The sequence below is a fragment of the Arthrobacter sp. GW460-12-1-14-TSB2 genome, assembly GCF_059423525.1.
Map to the genome: position 1 here is coordinate 134646 of NZ_JBWKYC010000003.1, position 26777 is coordinate 161422.

General features: G+C 61.5%; 28 protein-coding genes. 22 read left to right on the forward strand and 6 right to left on the reverse strand.

Going from position 1 to position 26777, the window contains the following annotated elements; genetic code table 11:
• Window positions 1–8 precede the first annotated feature (8 nt).
• Both AC07YR_RS06235 and AC07YR_RS06240 read left to right on the forward strand, forming a co-directional pair.
• Entirely contained in the window at window positions 9–1247 is a 1239-nt protein-coding gene (locus AC07YR_RS06235) for a bifunctional glycosyltransferase family 2/GtrA family protein (protein WP_494733457.1), read from the forward strand.
• A gap of 215 nt (window positions 1248–1462) precedes the next feature.
• Window positions 1463–3172 carry an ArnT family glycosyltransferase gene (locus AC07YR_RS06240; RefSeq protein ID WP_494733547.1) on the forward strand — a complete coding sequence of 570 codons (1710 nt, stop codon included), beginning with the start codon at window positions 1463–1465 and terminating at the stop codon, window positions 3170–3172.
• Window positions 3173–3234: 62 nt separating this feature from the next.
• Here the strand turns inward: AC07YR_RS06240 and rpsI are convergent, their stop codons facing one another.
• Together rpsI and rplM are read right to left on the reverse strand one after the other, a co-directional pair.
• Window positions 3235–3744: a 30S ribosomal protein S9 gene (gene rpsI, locus AC07YR_RS06245; RefSeq protein ID WP_436058216.1), complete on the reverse strand. Its 510-nt coding sequence runs from the start codon at window positions 3742–3744 to the stop codon at window positions 3235–3237.
• Window positions 3745–3781: 37 nt separating this feature from the next.
• Complete coding sequence (rplM, locus tag AC07YR_RS06250; RefSeq protein WP_011692756.1) at window positions 3782–4225, reverse strand: 50S ribosomal protein L13; 444 nt, start codon at window positions 4223–4225, stop codon at window positions 3782–3784.
• 334 nt (window positions 4226–4559) lie between these two features.
• Between rplM and AC07YR_RS06255 the strand changes: the two genes are divergently transcribed.
• The 19 genes from AC07YR_RS06255 (at window position 4560) to AC07YR_RS06345 (ending at window position 21126) form a co-directional block, all read left to right on the forward strand.
• The gene (locus AC07YR_RS06255) at window positions 4560–5243 is read left to right on the forward strand and encodes a prepilin peptidase (RefSeq protein WP_494733548.1); all 684 of its coding nucleotides are present in this window, start codon (window positions 4560–4562) and stop codon (window positions 5241–5243) included.
• A gap of 224 nt (window positions 5244–5467) precedes the next feature.
• Window positions 5468–5662, forward strand: a complete 195-nt coding sequence (locus AC07YR_RS06260; RefSeq protein ID WP_494733458.1) for a Flp family type IVb pilin — start codon at window positions 5468–5470, stop codon at window positions 5660–5662.
• Between the two features lie 119 nt (window positions 5663–5781).
• Entirely contained in the window at window positions 5782–5973 is a 192-nt protein-coding gene (locus tag AC07YR_RS06265) for a Flp family type IVb pilin (RefSeq protein ID WP_494733459.1), read from the forward strand.
• Window positions 5974–6123: 150 nt separating this feature from the next.
• Window positions 6124–6501, forward strand: coding sequence for a TadE family type IV pilus minor pilin (locus tag AC07YR_RS06270; RefSeq protein WP_494733460.1), 378 nt, complete (start codon window positions 6124–6126; stop codon window positions 6499–6501).
• Window positions 6489–7544, forward strand: a complete 1056-nt coding sequence (locus tag AC07YR_RS06275; RefSeq protein ID WP_494733461.1) for a pilus assembly protein TadG-related protein — start codon at window positions 6489–6491, stop codon at window positions 7542–7544. Before AC07YR_RS06270 ends, AC07YR_RS06275 begins: the two co-directional genes overlap by 13 nt.
• Window positions 7545–7603: 59 nt before the next feature.
• A complete protein-coding gene (gene cpaB, locus AC07YR_RS06280) occupies window positions 7604–8365 on the forward strand; it encodes a Flp pilus assembly protein CpaB (protein ID WP_494733462.1) in 762 nt (253 codons plus the stop codon).
• Window positions 8365–9564, forward strand: coding sequence for a CpaE/TadZ family protein (locus AC07YR_RS06285; RefSeq protein WP_494733463.1), 1200 nt, complete (start codon window positions 8365–8367; stop codon window positions 9562–9564). The genes cpaB (AC07YR_RS06280) and AC07YR_RS06285 overlap by 1 nt, the downstream gene beginning before the upstream one ends.
• A complete protein-coding gene (locus AC07YR_RS06290; RefSeq protein ID WP_494733464.1) occupies window positions 9561–11045 on the forward strand; it encodes a TadA family conjugal transfer-associated ATPase in 1485 nt (494 codons plus the stop codon). The genes AC07YR_RS06285 and AC07YR_RS06290 overlap by 4 nt, the downstream gene beginning before the upstream one ends.
• A 2-nt stretch (window positions 11046–11047) precedes the next feature.
• Window positions 11048–11989 carry a type II secretion system F family protein gene (locus AC07YR_RS06295; RefSeq protein WP_494733465.1) on the forward strand — a complete coding sequence of 314 codons (942 nt, stop codon included), beginning with the start codon at window positions 11048–11050 and terminating at the stop codon, window positions 11987–11989.
• Between the two features lie 11 nt (window positions 11990–12000).
• Window positions 12001–12879, forward strand: a complete 879-nt coding sequence (locus AC07YR_RS06300) for a type II secretion system F family protein (RefSeq protein WP_494733466.1) — start codon at window positions 12001–12003, stop codon at window positions 12877–12879.
• A gap of 409 nt (window positions 12880–13288) precedes the next feature.
• Window positions 13289–13528, forward strand: a complete 240-nt coding sequence (locus AC07YR_RS06305; protein WP_494733467.1) for a Flp family type IVb pilin — start codon at window positions 13289–13291, stop codon at window positions 13526–13528.
• 103 nt (window positions 13529–13631) lie between these two features.
• Entirely contained in the window at window positions 13632–14021 is a 390-nt protein-coding gene (locus AC07YR_RS06310) for a TadE/TadG family type IV pilus assembly protein (RefSeq protein ID WP_494733468.1), read from the forward strand.
• Window positions 14009–15064 carry a pilus assembly protein TadG-related protein gene (locus AC07YR_RS06315; protein ID WP_494733469.1) on the forward strand — a complete coding sequence of 352 codons (1056 nt, stop codon included), beginning with the start codon at window positions 14009–14011 and terminating at the stop codon, window positions 15062–15064. Before AC07YR_RS06310 ends, AC07YR_RS06315 begins: the two co-directional genes overlap by 13 nt.
• Before the next feature lie 41 nt (window positions 15065–15105).
• A complete protein-coding gene (gene cpaB / locus AC07YR_RS06320; protein WP_055797094.1) occupies window positions 15106–15885 on the forward strand; it encodes a Flp pilus assembly protein CpaB in 780 nt (259 codons plus the stop codon).
• A complete protein-coding gene (locus AC07YR_RS06325; RefSeq protein ID WP_055797096.1) occupies window positions 15882–17078 on the forward strand; it encodes a CpaE/TadZ family protein in 1197 nt (398 codons plus the stop codon). The genes cpaB (AC07YR_RS06320) and AC07YR_RS06325 overlap by 4 nt, the downstream gene beginning before the upstream one ends.
• Window positions 17079–18713 carry a TadA family conjugal transfer-associated ATPase gene (locus tag AC07YR_RS06330; RefSeq protein WP_494733470.1) on the forward strand — a complete coding sequence of 545 codons (1635 nt, stop codon included), beginning with the start codon at window positions 17079–17081 and terminating at the stop codon, window positions 18711–18713.
• Between the two features lie 8 nt (window positions 18714–18721).
• Window positions 18722–19654, forward strand: coding sequence for a type II secretion system F family protein (locus AC07YR_RS06335; RefSeq protein WP_055797100.1), 933 nt, complete (start codon window positions 18722–18724; stop codon window positions 19652–19654).
• Window positions 19655–19661: 7 nt separating this feature from the next.
• Window positions 19662–20546, forward strand: coding sequence for a type II secretion system F family protein (locus AC07YR_RS06340; protein ID WP_494733549.1), 885 nt, complete (start codon window positions 19662–19664; stop codon window positions 20544–20546).
• 109 nt (window positions 20547–20655) lie between these two features.
• Entirely contained in the window at window positions 20656–21126 is a 471-nt protein-coding gene (locus AC07YR_RS06345) for an Hpt domain-containing protein (RefSeq protein WP_494733471.1), read from the forward strand.
• Between the two features lie 45 nt (window positions 21127–21171).
• Here AC07YR_RS06345 and AC07YR_RS06350 read toward each other — a convergent pair whose 3' ends face one another.
• Window positions 21172–21984, reverse strand: a complete 813-nt coding sequence (locus AC07YR_RS06350) for a response regulator transcription factor (RefSeq protein WP_494733472.1) — start codon at window positions 21982–21984, stop codon at window positions 21172–21174.
• Window positions 21985–22261: 277 nt separating this feature from the next.
• Between AC07YR_RS06350 and AC07YR_RS06355 the strand changes: the two genes are divergently transcribed.
• Window positions 22262–23947, forward strand: a complete 1686-nt coding sequence (locus tag AC07YR_RS06355) for a sensor histidine kinase (protein ID WP_494733473.1) — start codon at window positions 22262–22264, stop codon at window positions 23945–23947.
• A gap of 40 nt (window positions 23948–23987) precedes the next feature.
• On the opposite strand, the gene truA is transcribed toward AC07YR_RS06355, so the two are convergent.
• The 3 genes from truA to AC07YR_RS06370 all read right to left on the reverse strand — a co-directional run bounded on the left by truA (window position 23988) and on the right by AC07YR_RS06370 (window position 26706).
• Window positions 23988–24878: a tRNA pseudouridine(38-40) synthase TruA gene (gene truA / locus AC07YR_RS06360; RefSeq protein ID WP_436058234.1), complete on the reverse strand. Its 891-nt coding sequence runs from the start codon at window positions 24876–24878 to the stop codon at window positions 23988–23990.
• Window positions 24879–24910: 32 nt separating this feature from the next.
• On the reverse strand, window positions 24911–25618 hold the full coding sequence (gene rplQ / locus AC07YR_RS06365) for a 50S ribosomal protein L17, sunset domain variant (RefSeq protein ID WP_436058235.1): 708 nt from the start codon (window positions 25616–25618) through the stop codon (window positions 24911–24913).
• Window positions 25619–25695: 77 nt separating this feature from the next.
• Window positions 25696–26706 (reverse strand): DNA-directed RNA polymerase subunit alpha, encoded by a 1011-nt coding sequence (locus AC07YR_RS06370; protein WP_011692778.1) that lies wholly within the window; start codon window positions 26704–26706, stop codon window positions 25696–25698.
• Window positions 26707–26777 lie beyond the last annotated feature (71 nt).

The window sequence follows — 26777 nt, forward strand, 5'->3', positions numbered from 1 at the left end:
TTCGAGGCATGACACCTAGCTCTGGGGGCCTGGCGCTCGAAATCGTTGTACCGGTCTTTAACGAAGAGTCGGTGCTCGAAAGAAGCATCACGAAGCTCTCCAATTACTTATCGCAAGACATGCCTTCAACGTGGCAAATTACAATTGCGGATAATGCCAGCACCGACAATACTGCCGCCATTGCCATGCGCTTGGCAGCGCAACTGCCCAACGTTGTATATCGCAGGCTCCAGGTAAAAGGCCGGGGCTTTGCGCTGAGGGATGCGTGGGGGGCCTCGTCTGCAAAAGTCTTGGCATACCTCGATGTCGACCTCTCTACGGACCTAGCTGCACTGCCGCCGCTGGTTGCGCCTCTTCTGTCCGGCCACTCCGACGTCTCGATCGGCACCAGGTTGGGCGCTACCTCCAGAGTCAGCCGCGGCCCCAAAAGGGAATTCATATCCCGTTGCTACAACTTCCTTCTCAAGCGGACTATGCAGGTCAAGTTCTCGGATGCACAGTGCGGTTTCAAGGCCATTCGAGCGGACGTAGCGAAGAAGCTACTCCCGCTTGTGGAGGACAACGGCTGGTTCTTCGATACCGAACTGCTCATAATCGCTGAACGCTCAGGGCTCCGGATCCACGAGATACCCGTGGACTGGGTTGACGATCCTGATAGCCGCGTAGACATTATGCAGACGGCTTTGGATGACCTCCGGGGCCTGGTCAGGGTTGGGGGCGCGCTCATGAAGGGGTCCATTCCTGTTCAGGCCATCTATGCGGAACTTGGGCGCAGGCCATTTGTTCCGCCGGAGCGGCCAAGCTTCTTTGGTCAGGTCCTGCGATTCGGACTCGTCGGCGCGGCCTCCACCATCGCTTTCGCTTTGCTCTACCTCATCCTTCAGGGACCGCTGGGGGCGCAGCAGGCGAATTTCATGTCGCTGTTGCTAACAGCCGTCGGCAATACCGCGGCCAACCGCAGATTCACTTTCGGCATCAGCGGTCCAGCGAGGCTTTTCACCCAACAGTTCCAGGGCCTGATCGTGTTTCTGCTGGCTTGGACCATCACTTCCTCTTCACTGGCAGCACTCCACACTGTGTACTTGGACGCAACACCAAGCCATGAGCTGATCGTCCTAACCGCGGCCAACGTCCTGGCTACGCTGATGAGATTCGTACTGCTTCGGCTCTGGGTGTTTCGCACGCGGGGTTCCAATGAGCCGGTGCATGCCCTTAACCTGACCCCATCCGAAGAGCCGGCACTGTGAGTCGCCTAGCCGCACAGGCCGTGCCGTCGGCAATAGGCGATCATTGGCGGCTAGCGTCCAAGTTGAAACCTGTCATTCAATTCTTCAGAGGTCCTCAGGAATCCCCATCGTGGCAGCGTCCCGCGTTGATGGCCCTTCTTACGATCGCTGCGGTTCTTTACACCTGGGGCCTGGATCGAAACGGGTGGGCCAATGCGTACTACTCCGCTGCTGCTATGTCGGGTTCGCTCGATTGGACTGCATTCCTATTTGGATCCTCGGACCCAGGAAATGCGATCACGGTAGATAAACCACCTCTCAGCATCTGGATTATGGCGCTCTCGGCCCGGGTGTTCGGACTAAGTTCGTGGAGCCTCCTCCTGCCACAATCAGTGATGGGAGTCTTGAGCGTCTACCTTCTGTATCGCTTGGTGGAGAAGCGCTTGGACGCGGCCACGGGACTGTTCGCCGGGACGTTCTTGGCGGTTATGCCAGTGTCCACAGTGATATTCCGCTACAACAACCCGGACGCCTTATTGACGCTGATCATGATTGGCATTGTCTTTTGCACCTTAGAGTCTATTGATCGTGGCCAACTGCGGTGGCTCGTGCTGGCGGGCGCGCTAACGGGGGCGGCATTTCTGACTAAGCAGCTACAAGTGCTCGTGGTCCTGCCTGGGGTGGCCGTCGCCTACTTGGTGTTCACACGCGTTTCAGTCATCAGACGCTTGTTGCATTTGGCGCTGGCCCTAGCTGCGTCCGCCATCGCAGCTGGATGGTGGTTAGCAATTGTCCAGTTGACCAGTCCCGCAGACCGCCCGTTTATCGGCGGTTCGAGGAATAACAGCGTCATCGAACTCACCATGGGATACAACGGCTTGGACCGACTAACGGGCGAGGACGCAAGCCGAACAATGGGTTCCGGACTCAGCAGCGGGCTAAATGAGAAGCTGGACGTTGGATTTCAACGATTCCTTCAGCCTCAATTCTCAGGACAGTTCGGTTGGTTTCTGCCCCTGGCGTTGGCTGGACTTTGCATTTCAGTGTGGTTGCTGAGGCGGCGTGAAGGCGGACTCACGTCAAGAGTCCTCCTGCTAATGTGCTCCGTCTGGTTCTGCTGTTCGGCAACGGTCCTGGCATTCATGTCCGGCATCCTGCACCCTTACTACGTGCTCTCCGCCGTGCCTCCGTTATGTTGCTTGGCTGCGGTGGCCTTAATGCACTTCCTCCGGGGTCTGGACAACAGCAATATTCGTCTCGCGGCGGCCGCAACATTCGCCGCTGGCATGGTCTTCGCGTTTGTCACGGCTGTCAGGTCCACCGCGGATTTCCCGGGCTTCCCCGTCGCTGTCGTCGTGATGTGGAGCCTTGCCATTGGTGGGATACTGCTGCGGCCGCCTGGACAGGTAATCAAACGGGCGGTCAGCATGATTTCGGTAGCCGTCCTCCTCTGTGGCCCCGTCCTTTGGTCCGTGAACACAGTCCTGAGCGGCCATGTGGGTGCCGGCGTCATTGCCGGGCCGAGCATTTTCGGCATGCGCACGGACGACAGGGAACGCGCCTCGCCCAAAACCCCCGACAGCTACTTGTCTGTGATGTTTGGCGACTCGCCCGACTCGGAACTGATACGTCGCCTGCGGGAAACTCCCCCGAGCCAGACATGGGCTGCGGCGGTAATCGGTTCCGAGACGGCCGCAAACTACCAACTGCAGTCCGGACGCGCGGTACTCCCCTTGGGTGGCTTCGACGGCACAGATCCGTATCCGACTCTGGAGCAGTTCCAAGGCCTCGTCAAGGACGGTCGGGTTGAGTCCCTCGCGTTTCAGAATCTGCCGCCATTGACGTTGGAGGGCCGTGGAGAGTCAGCCAAGATTCTGTTCTGGGTGAGAGAAAATTTCGTCGGCGAACAAGTTGGCGGGGCTGCTTATTACGAGTTAGCCCGATAAACACCGGCCAACAAAAGAAGCCCGCCCCGCTGAGTGGCGGGACGGGCTTCCGGGAAGCGTGATTAGCGCTTGGAGTACTGCTGAGCCTTACGGGCCTTCTTGAGACCAGCCTTCTTGCGCTCGATGACGCGGGCGTCACGACGCAGGTAACCGGCCTTCTTCAGGGTGGCGCGGTTGTTCTCGGTGTCGATCTCGTTCAGTGAACGGGCGATGCCGAGGCGCAGTGCACCGGCCTGGCCGGAGATGCCGCCACCGTGGATGCGGGCAATGACGTCGTAGGCGCCGTCAAGATCGAGGATCTTGAAGGGCTCGTTGACGTCCTGCTGGTGCAGCTTGTTCGGGAAGTAGTTCGCCAGCTCGCGGCCGTTGATGGTCCACTTGCCGGAGCCGGGGACGATGCGGACGCGGGCGACGGCTTCCTTGCGGCGGCCAACAGCTGCGCCGGCAACGGTCAGTGCCGGGCGTTCCTTCTTCGGCGCTTCTGCTTCCGCAGGACCGCTTTCCGAGGTGTAGCTGGTCAGGTTTTCCTCAGCCGGAACGGCCTCGGTGGTCAGTTCTTCGTTCTGAGCCACGATTCTCCTTGTATAGATAAGTTGTTGGTGGCCAGGACTACTGGGCGACCTGGGAAATTTCGAAAGTCTTGGGCTGCTGGGCGGCGTGCGGGTGCTCTGCACCGCGGTAAACCTTCAGCTTGCCCAGCTGCTGTGCAGCAAGGGAGTTCTTCGGGAGCATGCCCTTGATGGCCTTCTCCACGGCGCGGACCGGGTTGGATTCCAGCAGCTCCGCGTAGTTGACGGAGGTCAGACCACCCGGGTAGCCGGAGTGGCGGTAAGCGCGCTTCTGTTCGAGCTTGGCGCCCGTGAGGGCAACCTTCTCGGCGTTGATGATGATGACGAAGTCGCCCATGTCCATGTGGGGAGCAAAGGTGGCCTTGTGCTTGCCGCGCAGCAGGATTGCGGTCTGGCTGGCGAGACGACCAAGGACAACGTCGGTGGCGTCAATGACGTGCCACTGGCGGTTGATATCGCCGGGCTTCGGGGTGTACGTACGCACGGTGTTTGCCTCGTTCTTGTTCTGGCGTTCTTGTTTAGGTGTCACGTAAGCGTGTGCACCTACTATCTATGCGCTACCGGAACAGAGGTGAGGGCTCCAAGAATCCAGTGGTCCAGAAGTCTCGAATGTGCCCGAGGAGTAGTTATCCTGCAACCGGATTCTCAGCGGGCACGCATCATCGAGAAAGGACACGCACAACGACTATCAAGAATAGCGGGTACAGAGGCCACTGGTCAAAATAGGCTCTAGGTAGCCAGCCTGCGCCGGTCCTGATGCTCGGGTCCGGCGGCGTGGACCACGAATAACTCCGAGCTTAGGTGCCCCGTTGACTGATATGCCCCTGGCCGCCCTGTTGATAATCGCCTGCGCCCTCCTAGGCCTCGCAGTGGCACCCGCTGCCCTTCACGTCACGCGCCGAATGCTGCCCGGTATCGAGCTAGGGCACGTGCGCTGGCACGATGCAGCCGGCGCAGTTTCTACCGGGGTGCTTTTCGGAGCCATGGCCTGGCGGTTCGGTTGGTCCTGGTCGCTGCCCGGCTTTCTCTTCCTCTGCGCAGCTGGACTTGTTCTCTCCCGGATCGACCTTCAGCACAAGCTATTGCCCAACAGGATCGTCGTTCCCGCTCTCGGAATAGGACTCGTGCTGCTGGTTTTGGACGCCGGCACGAACCAGCGATGGGGAAACCTGCTGGTGGCAGCAATCGGATGCGCCATAAGTTTCGTGATTTACCTGATTTTGGCCCTCATTTCCCCCCGCGGAATGGGCATGGGCGACGTCAAGCTCTCAGCACCACTTGGTTTGTACCTTGGCTACCTCTCAATGGGCCACCTGATACTGGGTATAGCCCTTGGTTTTATTGTGGGCGCTGTTACCGGTGTTCTCCTTGTTACAGGCGGATTTGCGGGGCGGAAGAGCGCTGTGCCGTTCGGTCCGTCCATGTTCGCCGGATGCGTCCTGGCAGTGCTGTGGGGTACAGAGATCGGGCGGATTCTCCTGCCCACAGTCTTCCCCCGATAGCCGTTTCCAAGTACACCAAGTAGTCGCGTACTTGGGTAGCGCGGTTATGGGGATGTAACACCAAGTAGACGCCCGATTCTGGTGTCTAAAAGACGAGTACATCCACTCATTGTGGGGCTATTTGTGACTCCTGTATTCCTTAGTGCATCGAAGTTCCAGCAACGCCTTCTTGGGGGGAGCGGGGAATTCGAAACCAATTCAGCACTCACAAAAGGAACACGAAAATGAACTCAGCACTGGTCTCCATGGTTGCCTTTATCGCCGGCGTGAAGGACCGCCTTTCCCGCGAAGAGAAGGGCGCCACAATGGTCGAGTACGGCATCATGGTCGCTTTCATCGCAGTCCTGGTCATGGCCGCCGTCATTATCCTCGGCCCGAAGATCGCCGGCCTCTTCACGGCAGTTTCGACTGCCATCTAGGCTCCTTGGCTGCGGTGGTCTACACGACCACCGCAGCAAGCCCCTTCTACCCGGCTTGGGAACTCTTCGAGTGGCCGGAATCGAAGGTCTAAATTTTGGTCTCAATCAAGGAGCAAGTCATGAACTCATTCATCGCAACTCTCACGGCCGTAATTCACGCGGCAAAGGGAAGGCTGCAAGAGGAAAAAGGCGCCACGATGGTCGAGTACGGCATCATGGTCGCTTTCATCGCCGTCGTCGTAATGGCCGCAGTCATAGTACTCGGCCCGAAGATCGCCGACCTCTTCACCTCTGTTTCCACAGCTCTCTAGGAGATTGCTCCACTGGGCTGACGAAGCATTGGGCTCTGGCGGTGGGCATAACCGCCGTCAGGGCCCAATCCACTTAAAGGAAAAATTCACCGCTCTAACAAAAGGTTTGGGGAGACGGTCTTGAAGTCAAAACGGAAAGAACGCGGCGCAGTGGCCGTTGAGATGGCGATCGTTCTCCCGCTGCTGCTACTGGTTCTTATCGGAATCATCGAATTCGGCCGAGTGCTAAATGTCCAGGTCTCACTGACCCAGGCGGCCCGTGAAGGGGCCAGGTACGCAGCCATTCATCACAGCGACTCATCACTAAACGTAAGCGCCGTGGCCTTAGCGGCGGCACCGTCCCTCTCGGGACTCCCAGTGACGGTCACAGACAATGCGGGCAGCTGTACGTCCGGCACAAATGTCACGGTCACCACCAAGGTGACGATGTCCTCAATGACCGGCTTCCTGGACGCCGGATTCTTCGGCCAGCCGGTAATTTTCCCGCTGTCCATGTCTGGAGTAGGAGTAATGCGATGCGGCGGTTGATTCCACAACGTCTCGCCCGCTATCGGGCCGTGTGTGCAGGAAAGCGCGACGAGCGCGGCGCCGCGTCCGTCATCGTAGCCGTGCTCCTCGTCGTCTTGATGGGGTTCGGGGCACTCGCCGTTGACGTCGGCGCCATGTATGCGGAAAAAGCTCAACTGCAGAATGGAGCCGACGCTTCCGCGTTGGCAATTGCAAATGACTGCGGCAAAGGATCATGCGGCAGCTATAACGCGACGGGAAGTGCTCTCGCCAACAGCAATAGCAACGACAGTTCCAGCGGGATTGCGTCCATAACGTTCCCTACCTCCACATCGGTGCGGGTTGAAACCAACACGCGACAGGCCGGCTCCGGGGTGAACAGCTTTTCCCTCTTCTTCGCTCGTGCAATGGGGTTCGATACGGCAGATATTCGGGCTGTGGCGGTGGCTAAGTGGGGGGCACCGAGCCAAGCCACAACCCTTCCTTGGACCATCAGCCAATGCGTGTTCGAGAAGTACCTAACGCCAAGCCAGCTTGCCGAGCTGAACTCGACCGGCAACTTCACGGGCAATCCGATCCCGACGCACATTCTTCTGCGTTACGACGAAAACACGCCGGACTACCCCGGATGCCCGCCGCAGAATGGCTACGCCGAGGGTGGCTTCGGCTGGCTCGACCGGGACACTGGCTGCACGGCAGACATCGACATCGCAAATTCGGAAATCGGCAACGACCCTGGCAATGACTTTCCGAGCGAATGTAACGGCATCCTGGCCAACCTCCTGATTGACCCCGTCCTGATTCCAGTGTTCAGCACTGCGACAGGAAACGGGCAGCCCGCTACATACGCCTTGGTTGGATTCTTGGCATTCAAGGTCACCGGTTACAAGTTCGGCGGCGGACCGTCGCTGACAAATCTTGACTCGGCCGCACCCTCCTGCACAGGGAACTGCAGGGGTATCCAGGGGTACTTCACCCGTTACGTTTCCTTGGCCGAGGGGCTCACATTAGGCGGCTCAGGAACTCCCAACTTCGGAGGATCCGGAGTAGCACTCACGCAGTAGAAACAAACCGTTCCACTCGCGGAACGGATGCACTCACACACTAAGAAGGAGCATCTAAAGTGAAATCACGCCTACTGGGAGGCATTGCAGCGCTGCTGCTGGCAATCACTGGAACCGTACTACTTGTTGTATACGTCCAGGGAGCTGACAACAGGGCATTGCAGGGACTGGATCCCGTGAATGTTCTCGTCGTCAAAGAATCTGTCCCTGCCGGCACCAAGGCCGAAGACTTGAACGGCAAGGTCCAACTGGAGTCAATGCCTCAATCGGCAGTTCCGGAGGGCGCCCTCGACAAGCTTAGCGAGCAGGAGGGCAAAGTCACCTCCGTGGCCTTGGAGCCTGGAGAGCAGCTCCTTGCAGCCAGGCTTGTAGATCCTCGCGACCTTCTGCCGGGAACGGTGCCGGTACCTGAGGGGCTGGAAGAGGTCACTTTCCTGTTGGCACCCGATCGGATCCTCGGCGGACGGCTCGAAGCAGGTGACAAAGTAACCGTCTTCAGCTCCTTCAAGTCCGAGGATGCGATGCCGGACAATGCCAACGTTCCCGCCGAAGTCAAGGGATGGAAGCAGTCCACCGGGCTCCTCTTCCACGATGTACTTATCACGGCTGTCCAGAAAGCTGAGCCGGACGCTAAGTCAGGGTCCTCAGACAATGCCGTTGCTATGCCCAACGGTTCCGCCTATGTGACTGTGGCCCGCAGCGACGCCGACGCCTCCAAAATGATCTACGGGGCGGAGTTCGGCACTCTGTGGCTGTCCAAGCAGACGGCGTCCACGGCTAAGTCCGATCCTCCCGTTACGACGTTCGGTGGGCTGTACTGATGAGCCGCTTCGTGGCAGTCACGGCGGTGCGCGACTTCGAGGGCCGCGTTCGCCAGGCCATCGCAGGGGCCTTGCACGGAGAACTGCAGACTCTCAATCCGGACGTATTGTCCGGCGGACCTGATGATGTGTTCAAGCAGCTCAATGGTGCTCCGCCGGAGGTGCTGATCCTCGGACCCGGTGTGACAGCTGAAGCCGCGTTGAAATTGGCTACGGTCTTTGATCTCCAGTACCCGGAGATCAGCCTCCTCCTCGTTGCGGAGCCCAGCCCAGACTTGGTGCTGAAGGCCATGCATTCGGGGATCCGCGATGTTGTCACACCGGAAATTGAAGTCAATGATCTGCGCGTGCTCCTGGAGCGAGCCTGCCTGGCGGCTGCCAGCCGCCGGCGAGGAATGGGCCCCGCTGCAGAACCTGACCAGGACCGTGGGCGCGTCATTGCGGTCATGTCACCCAAGGGTGGCGTCGGGAAGACCACTGTCGCAACGAATCTTGCAATTGGTTTAGGCAAGGTTGCCCCAATGAGCGTAGTTCTCGTAGACCTGGATCTTCAGTTCGGAGACGTTGCATCGGGATTGCAGCTCGAACCGGAGCACTCCATCACGGAGGCCGTTCACGGCGCCGCATCGCAGGATTCGATGGTCTTGAAGGCGTTTCTGACCGTTCATCCAGCGGGCATCTATGCACTCTGCGCTCCCCGCACGCCATCCGAATCTGACTACATCACAGCCGACCACGTCAGTCGCCTGCTGAATCAACTGGCGAGCGAGTTCAAATACGTCGTGGTCGACACCGCACCAGGTCTGGGGGAACACGTCCTCGCGACCCTGGAGCTGGCTACGGACGGCGTATGGGTCTGTGGCATGGATGTTCCCAGTGTCCGGGGGCTCCGCAAGTGTTTCACTGTCCTTAAGGAGCTCCAGTTGCTGCCGCAGGGACGGCATACCGTCCTGAATTTCGCTGATCGCAAAAGCGGACTGTCGGTACAGGATGTTGAAGCGACAATCGGGGTCCCGATTGATGCAGTGGTGCCACGATCCCGGACTTTGCCCTACTCGACGAATCGCGGGATACCCGTTCTGCAGAGCACTTCCAGGGACTCGGCCACCAAAGGCCTGAAGAAGCTGGTAGACCGCTTTGATCCCCAGTGGGTGTCCTCTAATCACAACAAATTGCACCGACGGGTGGTTGTCTCATGAAACTCTCAGATCGACTTTCCAGGACGCAGCGGGAGGGTGCCTCACAGCCTCCCAACGGAACAATCGATGAAGCTCCCGTCTCAGGGCCTGCTTCCTCAATTCCTTTCGCGTCGGCGGCTGCCGGCGGGAGCCCAATCGCTCTCGCCACCGCGCCCTCGCTCGGAGGCGGCCCTGTCGTCCCTGTTGTCGACGCGTTGGCCGGGCTGAAGCAACGCGCGGCACTCGCACTATTTGAGCGGATGGGAACGCGTTTCGGCGACACCTCGGCGTCCGAAGAAGACCTCCGCGCAAGCGCCGTTGAAGAACTATCGGCCGTGATCGATCAGGAGCAAGTACCACTTTCGCCCGAAGAACGACGTCGCCTCATCCGAGACGTTGCCGACGAAGTCATGGGCTTGGGTCCGCTTCAGCGCCTACTGGAAGATCCGGCTGTCACTGAAATCATGGTCAATCGTTCCGATCAAATCTACGTGGAACGAAACGGACGTCTCTCACTGACCGGATCACAGTTCAGCTCGGACGATCACTTGCGGAAGGTAATCGAGCGCATCGTCTCCAAAGTGGGCCGCCGCATCGATGAATCGTCTCCGCTCGTCGATGCAAGGCTGGAAGACGGTTCGCGTGTGAATGCGATCATCCCGCCCTTGGCTGTGAACGGACCATCACTTACCATTCGCAAGTTCAGCCACGTCCCTTTGACTGTGCAGAACCTCATTGACTGGGGGTCCATGACTCCGGAAATGGCGGAGCTCCTCAGCGCATGTGTGCGAGCACGGCTGAATATCATCGTCTCTGGCGGTACAGGAACAGGCAAGACGACACTTCTCAACGTCCTTTCCTCCTTCATTCCCGAAGACGACAGGATCGTCACCATCGAGGACGCGGTGGAACTGCAGTTGCAGCAAGAGCACGTGGTCCGGCTGGAAAGCCGGCCACCCAATATCGAGGGCAAGGGCGCAGTGCCCATTCGCGAACTCCTCAGGAACTCGCTCCGCATGCGTCCTGACCGCATCATTGTCGGAGAAGTCCGAGGCGGCGAATCACTGGACATGCTCCAGGCCATGAACACCGGCCACGATGGCTCGTTGTCCACCGTTCACGCTAACGCTCCGCGCGATGCCGTTGCCCGACTTGAAACGCTGGTCCTCATGGCCGGGATGGACCTCCCCTTGCGGGCCATCCGGGAGCAGATAGCGTCCGCCGTTGACCTGATCATCCAGGTAACCCGTCTGCGTGACGGAAGCCGCCGGGTTACACATGTCACCGAAGTTCAAGGCATGGAGGGAGAAATCGTTACGCTCCAGGATGCCTTCGTCTTCGACTATTCCGCAGGTATGGATGCCCAAGGCAGGTTCCTTGGAAAGCCGGTTCCCACAGGAATCCGTCCTCGGTTCCTGGATCGTTTCGCTGATCTGGGCATCGCAGTATCCCCGGGCGTCTTCGGTGCGGCTTCGGCTCCGGTTTCTTCAGGGAGGCGGTGATCATGGATTCGCCGGCCGTCCTCGGTTTTGCCATCTGCTTGTGCCTTGCCGCATTGGTATTGGTCTTCCTTGTAGTGCTGAAGCCGCGTTACGGTGCCATCCCTCTGGAGCGCCGCCGGAACTCGTCTCAGCCGCAAGCATCAACAGTTAGCCGCATCACTCAATCAGCCGTAACCGCCGTTGACGGAGTTATTGGCGAATCGGGCGGCCCCTACAACCGGGCAGTGCTGTACAACGCCGGGGTCAAGATGTCGCCGGCCGACTTCACGGTGGCGGTAGGAATCGGGTCCCTGTTCGCAGGTGTATTCGCCTGGTTCCTGACGCATATTCTGATCGGATTCCTCGTTGCAGCAGCTACGCCGTTTGCCACCAAACTGGTCCTCAACATTCTTACGGATAAGCGCCGCGGAAAGTTCGAAGCCCAACTGACAGACACCATCCAGATGTTGATTGGAGGCCTCCGCGTCGGTCACAGCGTAATGCGGTCCATTGAGGCGGCGTCGCAGGAAGCCGATGCTCCGACATCGGAGGAACTTGCCCGAATCGTCAATGAGACCCGGATTGGGAAGGACGCACGCGTGGCCATCGAGGACGCCGCGGATCGTATGGACAGTGAAGATTTCCGGTGGATTGCCCAGGCTGTCCAGATCAACAGGGAAGTCGGCGGGGACCTGGCCGAAGTGCTGGAGCAAGTGGCCGCGACCATTCGCGAACGAAGCGACATCAAGGGCCAGATCCGGTCTCTCAGCGCCGAAGGGAAGATGTCGGCGTACATCTTGATGGCCCTACCAATGGGCGTTGCGTTGTTCCTTGGGGTCATCAATCCGGGATACCTCAACGTGTTCGTCGAACACGTCGTCGGGATCATCCTCATGGTGGTCAGCGTCATCATGTTCATCGTCGGCGGCTTCTGGCTTAGCCGGATCGTCAAGATCAAGTTCTAGGGGGATTCCAAATGAACATCACAGTCCTGGCGCTAATAGCGCTGGTTGTTATCCCGGTAACCTTCCTGGCATGGTCGCTCGTGTCGATCGACCGACGGGGTATTGTGGCAGTCCAAACGAACTTGGGGCAGGGATTCTCTGTCAACGGGAACGCTGCCATCCAGCGGACCCCGGCTCTCCTGGGTGCTGCTAAGAGATTGACTCCGACCGGTTACGTCGGAAAGCTCGACCGCTGGCTGTCTCTGGCCGGAAGACCAGCGTCCATGCCGCTAGACAGGCTCCTTGTTGCCAAGCCCAGCCTCGCGCTTGGCGGCGCGATGTTGGGGCTGCTGCTCTTCAGCAACAGCCCATCGCCTCAGACGTTTGCCTTGGGATTGGCAATCACCGCGTTCTTCTATTTCCTGCCGGACCTGCTCATCTACAACAAGGGAATCAAGCGCCAGCAGGAAATAGAAATGGAGCTGCCCAATACGCTCGATCAGATGCTCATCTCAGTCGAAGCCGGGCTGGGATTTGAAGCCGCAATGGCTCGCGCTGGACAAAACGGCACCGGAGCGCTGGCCCAAGAGCTGGTCCGGACCCTCCAGGACATCCAGGTAGGGCGTCCCCGGCAGGAGGCCTACGCTGCACTGGCGGCACGGTCTTCTGTTCAGGACCTCCGGAGCTTTGTTCGCGCGGTGGTCCAGGCCGACAAATACGGCATCGGGATTGCAAAGGTACTTCGGATGCAAGCCAAGCAATCCAGGATCAAGCGGCGCCAGCGGGCCGAAGAGAAAGCCATGAAGCTTCCGGTCAAGGTGCTGTTTCCCCTGCTGCTTTGCATCTTCCCCGTCCTGTTCATCGTGATCCTCGGGCCGGCAGCAATCAACATCATCAAGGCGTTTAGCTAGGGCCTCCCAACGGCCGGAGTTCTGGCCGCACAGACCCGGGCTCCTTGGCACCCAGAACCGAGGAGTCCGTTACCACCCGGCAGCGAGGAGCAGGATCTCGCACCGGGCGAAGGCCCTGAGCGCGTGTGAGTGCTCGTTCAGGGCCTTCGTGGGGAAAGGAATCTACCCCACCACCCTCCACCCAGGACTCCCCCAGCCACCAACGGCTGAGGGAGTCCTTCTTCGTGCCGCGATGGTCAACGATCCGATTCATCACGCAGGCACGATACAGGTTTACCGCAGGCAATGCGCAGATTGGGCAGGCTTAGCGCAGGATGCCCAAAGATCCCGTCGAAACCCGGACATTGGTTGCTACTTTTTTGGCAGAGCTGGTGCAGGACCAGCCACCCAAACTCGCTCAGGAGTCCACATGCTTTCTCTTCACACCAACCTCATGATTCGCCTCCGCAGCGACGAAAAGGGTGCAACTGCCGTTGAATACGGCATCATGGTTGCCCTCATCGCCGTTGTCATCATCGTGGCCGTCGGGCTCCTCGGCGGGACGCTGACCACTATGTTCGAACAAGTAAAGTGCCAGGTTGGTGGCGGCACGTGGACTGCTGTCGCCCAGACCGCTACCACGGCCGCTGGCGGAACCTGCGCCCCGTAAGCACACCCCTCGCATCACCAGGCGAACCAGTGGCGGCGGCATCCAAGCCGCCGCCACTTTGTCTGTCGCCACCACCCCATCGGCCTGACCGAAAGGCACCACCATGTCCAGGGCATCCGAGCGCGGAGCCGTTGCGGTCGAATTTGCGATCCTGGCGCCTGTCCTCGTCATGCTGCTCCTGGGCATCATTGAGTTCAGCCGGGCCTACAACGCCCAGGCCTCCCTCTCCGCAGCCGCCCGCGAAGGCGTGCGCGTCATGGCCATCTCCAACAAAATCTCTGATGCCAACAAGGCTGCGAGGGATACTGCGGTATCGCTTCAGCCCGGGCTGAAGGACACGAACATCGTCTTCAAGAATCTCGACACCGGCACAACCAGTTGTGCACCGGGTAACCGCATCACCGTCACCATCAGCTACAACCTCTCCACCATGACCGGCATCGCCGGCCCCTTTCCCATGACCGGTAAGGGAGCCATGCTATGCGGAGGCTGACCCCCCGGCACCACCGCCGGAACGGACAACAGAACAACAACCACGACGGCGAACGCGGCGCCGTGAGCGTCCTGGTGGCCATTTTGTTGGTGGTGCTTCTAGGCTTCGGAGCGATCGCCGTAGACGTCGGAATGCTCTACGCCGAGCGGACGCAGCTTCGCAACGGTGCCGACGCGGCAGCCCTGGCCATCGCCCAAAAATGCGCGAAGAGCGCCACTGATCCCGACTGCTCCGCTACGTCAACCCTGGCAGCGACCCTCACCAACAGCAACGCCAACGACGGCCTCAGCCACATCAAATCCATAGCGCTCAGTGCGACCAATCGCACCGTCACCGTCACAGCCGGCGCGCAGGAAGCCGGCAAATCTCCCAACGAAGTCTCGCTCTTCTTTGCCCGTGTGCTGGGCATGGACTCCGCCGAAGTCAATGCCCCTTCAACAGTGGTGTGGGGCAGCCCCGAGAAGGGCACCACACCCTTTCCGATCACCGTGTCTATCTGCCAGGTTCGCAACAGCACGGACATCATGCAGTTACTCCAGTTGCATGGAAAAAACGCCAACATCGACTGCAATTACGGGCCCTCGGGTGCATTCGTAGAGGGCGGCTTCGGTGGCCTCAAACAAGATACCGGCCAATGCGGCGCCTTCATCGACATCGCCAAGAGCACCGCCGGAGGAGATACCGGCAACAATGCCCCGCCAAATTGCGAGGCCACGCTGAACGGCTGGGCGGCGGACATGAACGCCGGTAAGGATGTCTTCGTTTTGCTGCCGATCTTCAATTCAGTGACCGGAACCGGAACCAACGCTATCTACGGACTGACCACGTTCGCCGCGTTCAAGGTGGCCGGGTGGAAGGTCGGCAGCTCGGGGCTTCCCTACACGTTCCGCAACCGAACGCCGGACGTCCCGGCCAGTCTTGAGTGCAAGGAACCTTGCCGCGGAATCATCGGAACCTTCGTCAAGTACGTTTCCTTGGCCAATGGCTACACACTCGGCCCCCTAAACCCGGACGGCGCAACCGTCGTTGCCCTCAGCAAGTAGCTCATGAACCCCCACATTTCCCGCAAACACAGGAGCAGTCAGTGAAGTCACGTTTGTTGGCAGGAGTGGTGGCAGTCCTCCTAGCCATCGTCGGGGCAGTCCTCGTCGTCACGTACGCCCAGGGTGCTGACCAGCGCGCCGTCAAGGACCTGGACCCGGTGGGCGTTCTCGTGGTCACCAAGGCCATCCCCGCCGGCGCAACCGTGGACACAGTGAAAGCCTCCGTGGCCCTGGAGCAGGTGCCGGGCACCGCCGTCGCGAAATCCGCTCTGGAAACCCTGGACGATTCCGACGGAAAGGTAGCCGCCGCTGACCTCGTCCCGGGCGAACAGTTGCTGGCGGAGAAGCTCGTCGACCCCGAAGACCTCCAGACCTCCGGTTCGGTCAAGGTACCGGCCGGTCTCCAGGAAGTCTCCTTCCAGCTGGAGCCGCAGCGTGTGGTGGGCGGGCGCCTCCAGCCCGGCGACCACGTGGGCATCTTCATCACCATGCGCTCCGGCGGCATCGAGTCGAAAGCCGACAAGGAAACTACCCAGCTGTCCATCCATAAGGTCCTGGTCACCGCCGTGCAGCGTGCGCCCGAGGGAGCAGCCGCAAACCCGGCACCGTCGGCGAGCGCCGGTGCCGAACCCAATCCTCGCGACGTGAACCTTCCGACCGGCTCGCTGATGATCACCGTGGCGGTCAACGACATCAACGCGGCAAAGATCGTTTTCGCCTCGGAAATGACCGACTTCTCGTCCATCTGGCTCAGCCGCGAGCCGCTCGACGCCGAGGACAACGGCCCGCGCATCATGATCCGTCCGGACGTCTACAAATGAGCCGCTTCACACTCATCACGCCGGACGCCGATTTCGACGGCCGCCTCCGCCAGGCCGTTGCCGGCGGTCTCCAAGGCGGCGTGCAGACCTTCTTCACTAGCCTGCTGCCCGCCGATCCCAACGACCTGTTTGCAGCCCTCAACCAGGAACTGCCCGAGGTGCTCATCCTGGGACCCGACGTCCCTGTGGATGAAGCCCTCCGGTTTGCCACGGTGATGAACGTCCGGTTCCCGGAACTCAGCGTCATCCTCGCCGCCGAACCGGACCCGGACTTCATCCTGCAGGCAATGCGCGCGGGCATCAGGGACATCCTCTCCCCCGGCTCCGATCCCGCCCAGATCCGGGTCCTGCTGGAACGCGCCAACCAATCGTTCGCCAGCAGGTACCGTGTTCAGGCCGTCCCGCCAATGACGGAATCCAACAAGGGCCTTGTCATCGGCGTCTTCTCCCCCAAGGGCGGGGTGGGCAAAACCACCATCGCCACCAACATCGCCATCGGCCTGGGCAAGATCGCCCCGATGAGTGTGGTGATCGTGGACCTGGACCTGCAGTTCGGCGACGTCGCCTCCGGGCTCTACCTCGACCCGCAGCACACGGTCACGGACGCGGTATCCCCCGCGGCGAGCCAGGACTCACTGGTCCTGAAGGCCTTCCTGACGGTCCACCCCGGCGGCATCTACGCCGTGTGCGCTCCGCCAACCCCCGTCGACGCGGACGAGATCACCCCGGAACAGGTCAGCCGGCTGCTAGAACAGTTATCGGAGCAGTTCCAGTACGTTGTGGTAGACACCGCGCCGGGCCTTCCCGAAATCGGGCTGGCCGCCATGGAACAGTGCACGGATGTGGTGTGGGTGAGCGGGATGGACATTCCCAGCGTCCGCGGCCTGCGTTCGGGCCTGGACGTGCTGCGCCAGCTGGAGATCCTCCCTGAGACCCGGCACGTGGTGCTGAACATGGCCGATTCCAAGCTGGGCCTGACCGTCCAGGACCTCGAATCGACCATCGGCGCGCCCGTCGACGTCAGCATTCCGCGGTCCCGCGCCGTCGCTCTGTCCACCAACCGCGGCATCCCCGTCCTCCAGGAATCGGCCAAGGACCCGGCAACCAAGAGCCTGAACCAGCTCGTCGACCGCTTCAACCCCGCCTGGCGGGCCAAATCCCAACGCAAACTGCACCGAAGGGTAGTGGTCTAGATGAAACTTTCAGAACGCATCAGTGCGGTACAAGCGAAGTCGCAGGCGCCGTCACTCACCCAGGCCGCTTCCGCGGCATCGCCATCCTCCCGCACCGCCACCGCAACGCTGGAGCGGGAACGCCCGGAACTGCCGGCCCCGCAGCCGAAACCGTGGGCTCCGGTGAGGACCGACAAGCGGACGACGACGGCGGCACCGGCTGCCGCCGTCGTCGTACCTTCCGCCGGGACGGACCATGCGGAAGAGGCGAAACCGAAAGCCCAGCAGCCCGTGGACGCCTTCGCCGCGCTGAAGGAGAGGGCGGCCACGGCGCTGTTCGAGCGCATGGGTGCCCGCTTCAACGACTCGGCCATCACCGAACTGGAGCTCCGGACGTCGGCCCGTGAGGAGCTCACCCGCATCATCGACGCCGAACAGGTGCCGCTCTCCTCCGAGGAACGGACGCGCCTGGTCCAGGACGTTGCCGACGACGTGCTGGGCTACGGCCCCCTCCAGCGGCTGTTGGACGACCCCGCCGTCACTGAAATCATGGTCAACCGGATGGACCAGATCTATGTGGAACGCAAGGGTCACCTCACGCTGGCCGATTCACGCTTCAGCTCGGAAGAACACCTGCGGAAGGTGATCGAGCGCATCGTATCCAAGGTGGGCCGCCGCATTGACGAGTCCTCACCCCTGGTGGATGCCCGGCTGGAGGACGGCTCCCGCGTCAACGCGGTGATCCCGCCGCTGGCCGTGGGCGGATCGTCGCTGACCATCCGAAAGTTCAGCAAGGTGCCTCTCACCGTCCGGAACCTGATCGACTACGGAACCTTGACGCCGGAAATGGCGGAGCTCCTCAATGCCTGCGTCAAGGCCAAGCTCAACATCATCGTCTCGGGCGGAACGGGCACGGGGAAAACCACGCTGTTGAACGTGCTCTCCTCGTTCCTGCCCTCGGACGAACGCATCGTCACCATCGAGGACGCCGTGGAGCTGCAGATCCAGCAGGAACATGTGGTCCGGTTGGAAAGCCGTCCGCCCAACACCGAGGGCAAGGGCGAAGTGACCATCCGCGAACTGCTGAGGAACTCGCTCCGTATGCGCCCGGACCGCATCGTGGTGGGTGAGGTCCGCGGCGGCGAATCGCTGGACATGCTCCAGGCCATGAACACCGGCCACGACGGTTCCCTGTCCACCGTGCACTCCAATTCCCCGCGTGACGCCGTGGCGCGCCTGGAAACCCTGGTGCTGATGGCTGGCATGGACCTGCCGCTGCGGGCCATCCGGGAACAGATAGCCTCGGCCGTGAACCTGATCGTCCAGATTTCACGTCTGCGGGACGGCAGCCGCCGGATCACCCATGTGACCGAGGTGCAGGGCATGGAAGGCGACATCGTCACCCTGCAAGACGCCTTCGTTTTCGACTACTCGGCCGGCGTCGACGCCCAGGGCCGCTTCCTCGGACGGCCGGTTGCTACGGGCATCCGCCCGCGCTTCATCGACCGCTTCGAGGACCTCGGAATCCATGTCTCGCCCGCCGTTTTCGCCACGCCCGCGGGTCCCGGAACTGGCGGGCCTGCCGGGCAGAGCGGGCCCGCCGGCCCTGGCCGGCACGGCGGCCACGCGGCCCACTCCGGCCACGGAATGGCCTAGGGGGCGCCGTGCTGATGACCCTTGGGGCCGCGCTCCTGTTCCTCGCACCGCTGCTGCTGGGTGTGGCAATACTGATACCCGGTGCTCCGGAGATCGCGCTCAGCCGGCGCCGGCCGTTCGCCTTTGATCCGCCCTCACGGCTGACACGCCTGGCAAACATCACCGTCGGCGCCCTGGACCGGTTCCTGGCCTCCCGGAATGTCCGCCTCTACAACCGGGAGGCACTGGAAACGGCCGGGGTCCGGCTCAGCCAGGCCGAATTCATTGTCCTCGTGATCGCCGGTGCAATCGTGGGCGCCCTGGTGGGCCTGGTGATCGGCGTGCCCGCCTTGTCCGTCCTGCTCATCATCCTCGCCCCCTTCGTGGGGCACCTTGTGCTCGGCTTCCTGGCCGGAAAGCGGCGGACGAAGTTCGACCAGCAGCTCGGCGACACCCTCCAGCTCCTCGCCGGCGGGCTCCGGGCCGGCCACAGCATCCTCCGCGCCATCGATGCGGCAGCTGCCGAGTCCCAAAGCCCCACCTCGGAAGAGATGCGCCGGGTTATCACCGAGACCAGCCTGGGCCGCGATCTGCTGGCCTCCCTGACGGACACCTCGGAACGCATGAAGAACGAGGACTTCGTCTGGATCGCGCAGGCCATCCAGATCAACCGCGAAGTGGGCGGTAACCTGGCCGAGGTCCTGGATCAGGTCAATGAAACGATCCGGGAAAGGTCCGAGATCAAGGGCCATATCAAAGCCCTCGCCGCGGAGGGCAAGTTCTCCGCCTACATCCTGATTGCCATGCCCATCGGCATCGTGCTGATGCTGATGGCAGTGAACCCCGGCTACATGGACGCGATGTTCACCCATCCGCTGGGCTGGGCAATGATCGCCGGGTCCGTGGTTCTCATGACCATCGGCAGCCTGTGGATGCGCAAAATCATCGATCTGAAATTCTGAGGTGCCCATGAATCCCGTGGTGCTCTCCTCGCTCCTCCTGGTCTGCCTCCCCGTCGGCTACTTGACGTGGTCCGTCCTGTCCGTGGACCGCAAGTCCCGGACCGCAACAGTAGCTATCCTCAACCGCGGCAGGAGGGCTGCCGACGTCCCGGAAAAGACCCAGGGCCGCCTGCTCGACAGGATCGGCTATGGCCTGACACCCGCCGCCTATGTCCGCAAGCTCGACCGGCTGCTCTCCCTTGCCGGCCGGCCCGCTGCCTGGCCTCTGGGGCGCATCCTCGCAGCAAAGCCCGTCCTCGGACTCGTGGGGGCCTCCCTCTTCATCCTCATCAGCATGAGCAGTCCCAAACCGATGATCAAACTCGTTGGCCTGTTTCTCCTCTTCCTGGGCTACTTCATCCCGGACCTGCTCCTCTACAGCAAGGGCATGGAGCGCCAGAAGGCCATGCAGCTGGAACTCGCCAACACCCTGGACCAGATGCTGATCTCCGTGGAAGCCGGCCTCGGCTTCGAGGGCGCCATGGCCCGGGCAGGAGAAAACGGCAAGGGACCGCTGGCCGAGGAAATCATCCGCACCCTGCAGGACATGCAGGTGGGACGCAGCCGGCGGGAGTCCTACATTGCCCTGGCTGAGCGGACCAACATCCCCGAGTTGCGCAGCTTCGTCCAGGCGATCGTCCAGGCTGACACCTACGGCATCGCCATCAGCCGGGTCCTGCGGATTCAGGCGAAGGTCATGAGGGTGAAGCGACGGCAACGCGCCGAGGAAAAAGCGATGAAACTGCCCGTGATGATCCTGTTCCCGCTGCTGTTCTTCATCTTTCCGGTCCTGTTCATCGCAATTCTGGGCCCCGCCGTCATCAACACCGTTGTCACATTCAGTGGTCAATAGGGTGCCCAAAGTGGCACCAGTCACCGCTTGTTACCCCAAGAGACTCAAGGTTTGCACAATATCTGCCTAGGTCGAGCGAATTGACAGATTCAGGAAGTAGCGTTGTCATATGTCCATTTCAGGCAGCTGTACCGAAGACGAAGGTGCGGACCACATCTGCACCCTTCACTCGGCCGCGGCTGCCCCGGGCACTGACGCCAGCCTGGCTTTTGAGGAAATCCCGCTCGTGGACCTCCTGGTGCTGCAGGACCTCGAAAGCCAGCTGGCCCAGCCTGCCGTGGCAAGGAAGTTTGCCCTGGACTACATCGAGATCTGGGACCAGCGCTATCTGAACCTGACGAACGCGATCTCCGGCCAGGACCGCACCAATGCCCTCGACGCCGCGATCAGCCTAAAGATCGGCTCCGCGATGGTGGGAGGCCTTCGCCTGGCCCGCCTGGCGGAGGACGTCGAAGCCATCATCCGCTCAGGGTGCTGGGACAAGGGCAAGTCAATGCTGGCCCTCATCGCAGACCTTGGCCACGAAACCGTTGCCCAGCTTCGCCAAAGCTACCTCCCGGCAGGCTACTCGGCCGAGTAGCTGCCGGGCCGCTGGTAGTTGCCAGTCCCCCGGCAGGCTGCCTGGCTAGAGCTTGCCGGCTCCCAGCCGGTACCCCACGCCCCGCACGGTCTGCAGCAATTGCGGGGTATGGGCGTCCTCGTGGAGTTTCTTCCGGAGGTTCCCGATGTGGACTTCCACGGCACGCTCGTCAGCTTCGCTGATGTACGTGTCGTCCTGGTAGTAGTCCCCGCGGACCACCTTCACCAGATCGGCCCGCGTGCACACACCGCCGCCGGCCCGCAGGAGTTCCTCCAGGAGGACAAATTCGCTGCGCGTCAGCTCCAGTTCCTTGCCGGCCAGTTCGGCAGACCGTGTCCGGGGGCTGAGCCTGAGGTCCCGGTGCTCCAGGACATCCTTGGATCCGGTTCCGTGCACTGTGCCGGGTTGGGCATGCGGTGCCGGTTTCGCCGGCGCCGCCTGCGGTTGTGTGTCCTGTCGTGGACCGTCGTGCCGTTGTGCGTCACTGTACCGCGGCCGCCGCATCATGGCCGCCACCCTCGCTCGGAGCTCCAACGGACGGAATGGCTTGGTGATGTAGTCATCCGCGCCCGAGTGCAGTCCGGTCAACATGTCGGGCTCTTCGCTCCGGCCGGTCAGCATCACCACGTAGGCATCACTGAACTGCCGGATACGTCGCAGCACTTCATAGCCGTCGATGTCTGGCAGCCCCACATCCAACGTGACAATATTCGCCTTTTGATGTCGAACCAATTCCACGCCTTCGCGGCCGTCCGAGGCTGTGTGCACCTCAAACCCCGCTTGAAGGAAGACCGATTCCAACAAGTTACGTATGTCCTTGTCGTCCTCGACAACCACAGCTACTCCCAGATCGCTCATGGTCAACCCCATAAATCCCCAGACCCCATGCAGGCACCTGCCCATCGCAAATGCCTGTTACACCCCCCAAGGGACTACGCTACAAGAAATCTCGCTTATTGGCGGTTCTTTTTCCGTGGCAGAAGTATGAATGTCAATTAGCATGACTTCACAGTAAACAATGACGTCCAAGAAAGGGCCGGGCCCATGATCGCCACCACTCGTCACCTGCATTGGCCCGGCCAAGGTGGATGGTCCGGCGGAGGTTTGCTCAGGGCGGGGACCAAGGCGCACCTGCGTGGCTGAGACATCGCTGGCTCCCAGCGCCGACCGCTTCTTCCGTGCCCTGGGGCCTCGTACCCAGGTGATCCTGTGTCAGTTGCCGCTTTCCTTTGTGGTCTTTGCCGTGGCTATTGCGGCCTACTTTGCCTGGCCCGGCGTATTCGACAACGGAGTTTTCTTAATGTCCTTGGGGATGCACGCCCTCCTTTTCCTGGCGTGCATCCTGCTGCCTTGGGAAAAGTTCGGTCCGTACGTTCCGCTCTTCATCCCCATGTTTGATTTCATCGCCATCTGGCTGACTCGCATCGGTGTGCCGCCAGGCGTTCCGGGCCTCGGTGTCCTGGCGATTTTCCCGGTGATCTGGGTGTCCGCCTCTTCGCTGCCTGCCCGGAGCAGCCTTTTCCTGAGTTTCTGCGGGCCCTTGTTGATTTCCCTGCCTCCCCTGTTTTCCCGGCTTCCGGTCGTTTCCGTAGCCGATGTGACATCCGCCCTGCTACTGCCGCTCATGATGCTCACCGTGTCCATCGCCATCCGTTTCGCCAGTGTGAACCTGAGGCTCCAGCAGCGCGTTTTGGAGGCCACGGACCGTGAAATGCGCGCGCTCTTTGAAGAGAGCAAAGAGCGCGAAAAGCTGCTTGACACCATCCTGGAAACGGTCGACGTCGGCATTGTTGCCGTAAATGCCAACGGTGACCGCCTGCTGACAAATGTCCGGCAATCCCAACTGGAAGCCGCGGCGTCCCCGGAAGGTCTTCCGGATGAATTAGCGGCGTCAAGAATTGAGGAGCAACTGACACTCCTCAGCCAGGACGGAAAATCACCATTGGCCCCGGATAAACGTCCCGTTTACCGGGCTACCCAGGGTGAGTCTTTTGCTGATTACCTGGTCTGGTTCGGCGAGGGCCCGCAGCGCCGGGCCATTTCGACGGCGGCCAGGTCGCTCCGGAATGACGACGGCGAATTCAACGGCGCCGTGGTGGTGTTCAATGACGTAACCGGCCTGGTGGAGGCGATGGCGGCGAAGGATGACTTCCTGTCCAACGTGACCCATGAACTGCGCACTCCGCTGAATTCCGTGATCGGGAACCTCGATCTGGTGCTCGACGGCGAACACGGGCTCCCGCCCCTGGCCGCTCAACGGCTGGAGGTGGCCCAGCGCAATACCGAACGGCTCCTCACCCTCGTGTCGGATTTGCTGCTTTCGGCCTCAGCGTCGCTGCCGGTGCATCCGCGAAGGACCGATTTGTCCGGGCTGGTGGATTTCTGCGTTGGCTCGGCGCAGGAACATGCCGCTGCCGCAAAGGTGTCACTGCTCGCCGACGTGCCGGTGCCTTTGTGGGCGCAGGTGGACCCGCTCCGGCTCGGCCAGGTCCTGGACAACCTCCTGTCCAACGCCATCAAATACTCCCCCGACGGCGGGACGGTCCGGGTCACGGCCCGGGCAGAAGCCGAGCAGGTGTACCTGCGCGTGGACGACACCGGGATGGGCATGACTTCGGCCGATGCGGCGCAGGTGTTCAACAGGTTCTTCCGCAGCCGCGAAGTCCTGCAGTCCGGCATCCCCGGCGTCGGACTGGGGCTATCCATCACGAAGGCCATCGTGGATCTGCACCGCGGCTCGATTACGTGCACCAGCCGGCCGGGCGAGGGAAGCAGTTTCACTGTTGTCCTGCCGGCGGAAGATCCTTCCCCTGCCTACTAGCGGCCCGGCCTACTAGCGACCCGGTCTTCCAGTGGCCGCGCTACTTCCGGAGCGCCCTCGTCAGTTCGGCCCGGGCCAGCAATTCGCTGTCCGAGGGATATGCCACTTCCTCGAGCACCAGGGGGTGCGGGGCGGACAGCACGGACTTCGCATCGCGTTTCTGCTCAAGCAGCCGCTCATAAAGCCACCCCGGTTTCTCTGCACCTGAACCGACGTACAGGGCCGACCCCACCAGCGCCCGCACCATGTTGTGGCAGAACGCATCAGCCTGCACGGTGGCGACTATGACGCCGTCGCTCCCCCGCGCGAATTCAAACCGCTGCAGTTCACGGATGGTGGTGGATCCTTCCCGGGGCTTGCAGTAGGAACGGAAGTTCTGCAGCCCGAGGAGCTTGGACGCGCCCTCGTTCAACAGCGACACGTCGAGTTGCTCCTTGTGCCAGAGGGTGGAGTACCTGCCCAGCGGGTCCCACAGCGCCGGGCCGTCGGCGATGCGGTAGCTGTACCGGCGCCACAGCGCTGAGAACCGTGCGTCGAACCCCTCGGGAGCCAGGGTGACGCTGTGCACCTCGATGGCGCCGGTGAGGTCGCCAAGGCCCCTGCTCAGTGCCCCGCGAAGGCGCCGCAGGAGGGCGACGGCGGGATCCAGCTCAACGCCGCGGTTCAGGCCCTGCCACTCATCTTCGGTGAGGTCCAGGTGGACCACCTGGCCGCGGGCGTGCACACCGGCGTCGGTGCGGCCGGCCACTGTCACCCGCACCTTGCGCCGGACCAGGAGGGCCAGGGCATCCTCCAACACCCCCTGGACGGTCAGCAGGCCGGGCTGCACTGCCCACCCGCTGAAGGGGCCGCCGTCGTACGCCAAATCCAAACGGATACGCAAAAACCCGCCGCCCCCCAAAACGGGGGCAGCGGGTTTCTGGTGGTTCATAGACATAAGTCTACTGCGGCGTCAGAGCCTGATTACTCAGCTTCGACGGCCTGCGCAGCGTCGCCACCGGCAGGCGCGAAGCCTGCTGCTGCGGCGGACTCGGCAGAGTCGAACCATACTTCAGCGGTGGTGGCGTCGTACCAGCGTGAGCCGGGAACGTGGAACTTCATGGAGTCCTCGTTGCCCTTGACGGGGAAGCCCTCGGGAGCTTCGTTGTCAGCCGTGGCGGGGTGCGAGCCGGCGTACTTGGCTTCAGCAGCTTCGGTCTCAACAGCTTCGGCAGCCGGAGCAGCCTCTTCAGTCTCAACAGCCGGAGCAGCCTTGTCTGCATCGCGCTTGGCAGCAGCAGTAGCTTCAGCCACTACAGCCTGCTTTGCGGAAACCGGCTCGAGAACCAGTTCGATGACAGCCATGGGAGCGTTGTCGCCCTTGCGGTTGCCGATCTTGGTGATGCGGGTGTAGCCGCCATCGCGGTTCTCCACTGCCTGTGCAATGTCGGTGAACAGCTCGTGGACGACGCCCTTGTTGCTGATCAGGCCGAGTACACGACGGCGGGAAGCGAGGTCGCCGCGCTTGGCGAAAGTCACCAGGCGCTCTGCGTACGGCTTCAGGCGCTTGGCCTTGGTCACCGTGGTGGTGATCCGCTTGTGCTCGAACAGTGCTGCTGCCAGGTTCGCGAGCATAAGACGCTCGTGAGCCGGGCCGCCTCCGAGGCGCGGACCCTTAGTGGGGGTAGGCATAATTGTTTCTCCTCATATGGAAGCCGGTGGGCTGCGCACAACGTGGTGCATCCAGCCAGCCGGCCAAGATCTGCTTGTTAGAGCTCGTCGTCGCTGAAAGCGGCGTCGTCCTCTTCGATGGCTGCGGCGCGAGCTGCCAGGTCGAAACCGGGAGGCGAGTCCTTGAGGGACAGGCCCAGTTCAACCAGCTTGGCCTTGACCTCATCGATGGACTTCGCACCGAAGTTACGGATGTCCATCAGGTCAGCCTCGGAGCGGGCAACGAGTTCACCCACGGTGTGGATGCCCTCACGCTTGAGGCAGTTGTAGGAACGGACGGTGAGGTCCAGATCCTCGATCGGCAGGGCCATGTCGGCTGCCAGGGCAGCGTCAGTCGGCGACGGGCCAATCTCGATACCTTCAGCTGCGGTGTTCAGCTCGCGGGCCAGACCGAACAGTTCCACCAAGGTGGTGCCTGCGGAAGCAACGGCATCGCGCGGGGCGATGGCCTGCTTGGTCTCGACGTCGACAATCAGCTTGTCGAAGTCAGTGCGCTGCTCAACACGGGTGGCTTCCACGCGGAAAGTAACCTTCAGCACCGGCGAGTAGATCGAGTCGACCGGGATGCGGCCGATCTCGGAGTCGCCGGACTTGTTCTGAGCTGCCGAAACGTAGCCGCGGCCGCGCTCGATGGTCAGTTCGAGTTCGAACTTGCCCTTCGAGTTCAGCGTGGCAATGTGCAGATCCGGGTTGTGGAATTCGACGCCGGCCGGCGGAGCGATGTCCGCGGCGGTGACGACTCCCGGGCCCTGCTTGCGCAGGTAAGCAACAACCGGCTCGTCGTGCTCGGAGGAAACCGACAGGTTCTTGATGTTCAGGATGATCTCGGTGACATCTTCCTTGACACCCGGAACCGTGGTGAACTCGTGCAGCACGCCATCGATCCGGATGCTGGTTACAGCAGCGCCCGGGATGGAGGAGAGCAGGGTACGGCGGAGGGAGTTTCCGAGAGTGTATCCAAAGCCCGGCTCCAGCGGTTCAATGATGAAACGGGAGCGGTTTTCGGAGACGACCTCTTCAGAGAGGGTGGGGCGCTGTGCAATGAGCACTTAGGTTTCCTTTCGGCGAGCATCCGCTATATGACGCAACACAGGTGGTGGAAATTCGGTCTGAAGACTTA